General features: G+C 73.6%; 4 protein-coding genes. 2 read left to right on the forward strand and 2 right to left on the reverse strand.

Annotated features, from left to right (window positions below; genetic code table 11):
* Positions 1 to 143: 143 nt before the first annotated feature.
* A complete protein-coding gene (locus AC08OP_RS22900) occupies positions 144 to 845 on the reverse strand; it encodes a DNA methyltransferase (RefSeq protein ID WP_476616061.1) in 702 nt (233 codons plus the stop codon).
* A complete protein-coding gene (locus AC08OP_RS22905; protein ID WP_476616062.1) occupies positions 842 to 1,573 on the reverse strand; it encodes a hypothetical protein in 732 nt (243 codons plus the stop codon). Before AC08OP_RS22905 ends, AC08OP_RS22900 begins: the two co-directional genes overlap by 4 nt.
* A gap of 560 nt (positions 1,574 to 2,133) precedes the next feature.
* Here AC08OP_RS22905 and AC08OP_RS22910 point away from each other — a divergent pair.
* Both AC08OP_RS22910 and AC08OP_RS22915 read left to right on the forward strand, forming a co-directional pair.
* Positions 2,134 to 2,946, forward strand: coding sequence for a hypothetical protein (locus AC08OP_RS22910; protein WP_476616063.1), 813 nt, complete (start codon positions 2,134 to 2,136; stop codon positions 2,944 to 2,946).
* Positions 2,943 to 3,332 carry a pilin gene (locus tag AC08OP_RS22915; protein ID WP_476616064.1) on the forward strand — a complete coding sequence of 130 codons (390 nt, stop codon included), beginning with the start codon at positions 2,943 to 2,945 and terminating at the stop codon, positions 3,330 to 3,332. The genes AC08OP_RS22910 and AC08OP_RS22915 overlap by 4 nt, the downstream gene beginning before the upstream one ends.
* The last annotated feature ends 131 nt before the right edge of the window (positions 3,333 to 3,463 follow it).

Here is a 3,463-nt window from a genome sequence, read left to right on the forward strand (position 1 = left end):
GGGAGTGCACGGGCCCGGCCGGCAGATGGGCTAGGCGGCCGGGCGGTGCGGCGTGTCGAGGGCGGCGGGCGGCGCTGGTGGGAGCGGCGGCGGGTCCGGCGGGCGCCGGTGTCGGGCGCGCCCGTCCTCGGCACGGAACACGATCACGTCCTGATGGACCGGGTAGGCGCGGGCCAGCCCGTCCGGGCGGCCCGCGGTGCCCGGGTGTTGGGGACGGCGGTGAGCGCGACGGCGCGCTGGACCGGCTGCCAGCCGGTGTCCCGGCCGGCGGCGGCTATCTGGCTGGCCAGGTCCACCCCGCCGTCGATGTGGTAGGCGGTGATGACGACGAGGTGCCCGCCGGGCTGGGGCAGGGCCCGGTAGGCGGTTAGCCGTGCGCGCAGCCGGTCTCCGACCGGGGCCGGCTCGGCGGGGTCGGGTGGTCCGATCGCGGTCAGGACCAGGTCGATCGGTCCGAGTCCGGTCCAGGACCATCCGTCGGGGATCTCGTCGAGGATCATCCCGTCGCCGCGGGCGCCGCGGGCCTTCGCCAGGGTGAGCGTGGTGCGGGCGGTCTCCCACTGGTCGGGGTCGGTGGTGATGCCGATGGCGTGGCGGCGGGCGTGGACGGCTTCGGCGACGACGGTCCCCGGCCCGCAGTTCGGGTCGCACACCGTGTCTCCGGGCCGGCTGTAGACCGCGATCGCGTGGGCGGCGACCGCCGCTGACACCGCCGCGCCCGTGTGTGGGGGACGCGGAAGGGCCGTCGGACGGTCGGCCGGCGGGGTGGTGAGGCTGTGCCGGCTGGTTGGCCAGACCGTCGCCCACCGTGGGTCGCTGCGCGACGTCTCGGGGTCGCTGGTCATCGGGCTGTGCTCCACGCCGGCGGCACCGCTGGGTTTACGGCCGAGAACAGCAGCAGGTCGGAGTGCACCCGCTGGGCGACGACTCCGGCGGGGATGGGCGCGGCGGGCCGGTCGAGCCGGTCCAGCGGGATCTCCAGCAGGACGATGCGGTCGAGCAGCGCGAGCCCGCCGCGGCCCGCCGCGGTGGCCAGCTCGACGGTGGGGTCGATGAGCCAGCCGCCGAGGCTGTCGGCGCGGCTGACGACGGCGAGCGTGCCGCCGATGGCGAGTAGAGTGCCCCAGTCGATGCGGGTGAACCAGCCGAGCCGGGTCGGTTCCACGACTGTGACGACCATCCCGAAGCGGTCGGGGTCCGGACCGCGACCGGCCGCGAGGTCCGGTCCGTAGGCGGACCCGGTCCATCCCGGCGACGCGTCGGCGGGCGCGGTCCGGACCTGGACGGGCCGTCCGAGTCGGGCGACGGTACCGGCGCAGTCGGCGAGTCGCTCGCCCGGCTCGTCGTCGCCGGGCTCGGCCGGCCGGGCGGGCTGCCCCGGGGGCGGCTCGGTCAGCAGCAGGACCGGGTCGTCGGGCCGGGTGACGGTGACGACGAGGCGTTCCACGGCGGCCGGAAGCCAGCCGGCCGAGGTCTGGTCGGGGGTGGCTGGCGGGCACGGCCAGACGGTCGCCGGCCGGCCCGCCGGGACGACCGGCAGGGTGGTGCGGTCGGAGTCGGATGGGGTGGGCACTGGTGGTCCTGCCTTTCACGACGGGCGTGTTTCCGCGGTCGTAAAAGGAGACCGGCTGCTGTGCCGTTTTTTGCCACCACCCCCACGACTTTTTCCAAGATTTTTCCCGCTGTGCAGGGTCTAGTCCGACCGGACTATTGATCGCTGTCATCCCGCTGGCAGCACCCCGGCGAGTGGCCCGGATAACTTTTTTCAAGATTTTTCTCGCCGGTGCCAGTGAGCGCCGATTGGTGATCGCTGGGCACGTGCCAGCGATCACCGGCAGGGCGCTGTGGTGTCACAGCGCACCAGGTCAGAGGCCCGCTGTCAGGTCCGGGCCAGCTGCTGGCATGCGGCGGAGCTGGGGGCGTGTGGAACGCCTTGCACCGTCCCGCTGTGATTGTTCCGAATGCACAGCGATCTTTGCTGTGCATTCGCTGGGTGATCGCGCTGTCTTTTCGCTGTCTTTGATGTGGCGTCCTTGGAGCTGTCCGAACTCCGCGACGCCCGAAGGACGGCGAACCATGTCCGACGAAACGTCCTCCCTTCCTGCACGAAGCGCCGGCACGAACGCGCCGGCATTGCCTCTGACAACCCTGCGGGACTGCTTCGCGCTCCTGGTCACCGACCCCGACCCGCTCGCCCTGGACGGCACACCGGTGCCCGGCCTGCCCGACCGGCTGGTGGCGTTGGACGAGCTGCGCGACCGGCTTTTGGCCCGTTCCTGCCCGCAGGCCACCAGCGACACGGCCTGGAAGGCGGTGATCCGCCGCGCCCGCGCCCGTGGCGGCGCGTGGACGGTCGGCGCCGCCGGGATGGCGCTGCCAGCGCTGCGGGCGGTGGCTTCCCGGCTCGGCGAGCACAGCGACCTTGACCCGGCCGATGTGCAGGCCGAGGTCCTGACCGGCTTCCTGTCCGCGCTGGCCACGATCCGCCTGGATCTGCCGCGGATCGCGGTGCGGCTGCGCTGGGCCGCCTACCGCGCCGGCCTGGACCTGCTCACCCAGTCGCTGGAAACCCCCCATCCCGACCCTGGCCTGTTCCTCACCCGCACCGTTGCCCAGACCCAGGCGGACGGTCCGTATGAGGTCCTCGCGGGCGCGGTCGCGGACGGGGTCCTGACCGAGACCGAGGCTGCCCTCGTCGCGGCGACCCGGCTCGATCACGTCTCGGTCGCCGCCTGGGCCGCCCGCCATGCCACCCCGGTGCGCACCGCCTACCGGCTGCGCGACCGAGCTGAACAGCGTCTACTCGCCTACCTCACTGGCCACGGACCGCAGGCGAGCGATGGCGAGCCGCCATCCCGGACGCCCGGCCCACCGACCCGCAGCGCGACGCCTGCCACGGCGCCTGACCCGGCAGGGTTGTTGGCGGTCACGGGGGTGCCGGCATGATCCCGGCCTCGCCAACCCAGGCCCGCCCCTCGCGTTCGGGCCGGCGGGTCGCGTGGCGCCGCACGGTCCTGCTCGTCGCTGTCGTGGGCGTGTTCGTCCTGGCTGGCGGCGCGGCGGCGTTCGCCGCGACGGTCCCCCCAGGAGCGCCCGTGGCGCCGGACCTGAACACGGTCCTGAACAACATCCGCAACTGGATCATGGGGATTCTGGCGCTGCTGGCGACGGTGTTCCTCTCGATCGGCGGCGTGCGCTACCTGATCTCCAACGGCGAGCCGAGCGAGGTCGGCAAGGCCAAGGACTCCTTCCGCAACGCCGGCTGGGGTTACGGGCTGGCCGCGCTCGCGCCGGTCGTCGTCGAGATCCTCAAGCAGATCGTCGGGGGCTAGGCCGTGACCGCCGCCTCCCACCGCCGCATCCTCCCGTCCGGGACACCGGGCTTCCTACCCGCCGGCACGGTCCGCCGGCTGGCCTTCGCCCGGCTCCGCCGCCGTCGGTGGGGTCGAGGGCTGGTGCTGGC

Source organism: Frankia sp. CeRuru1 (genome assembly GCF_977966315.1).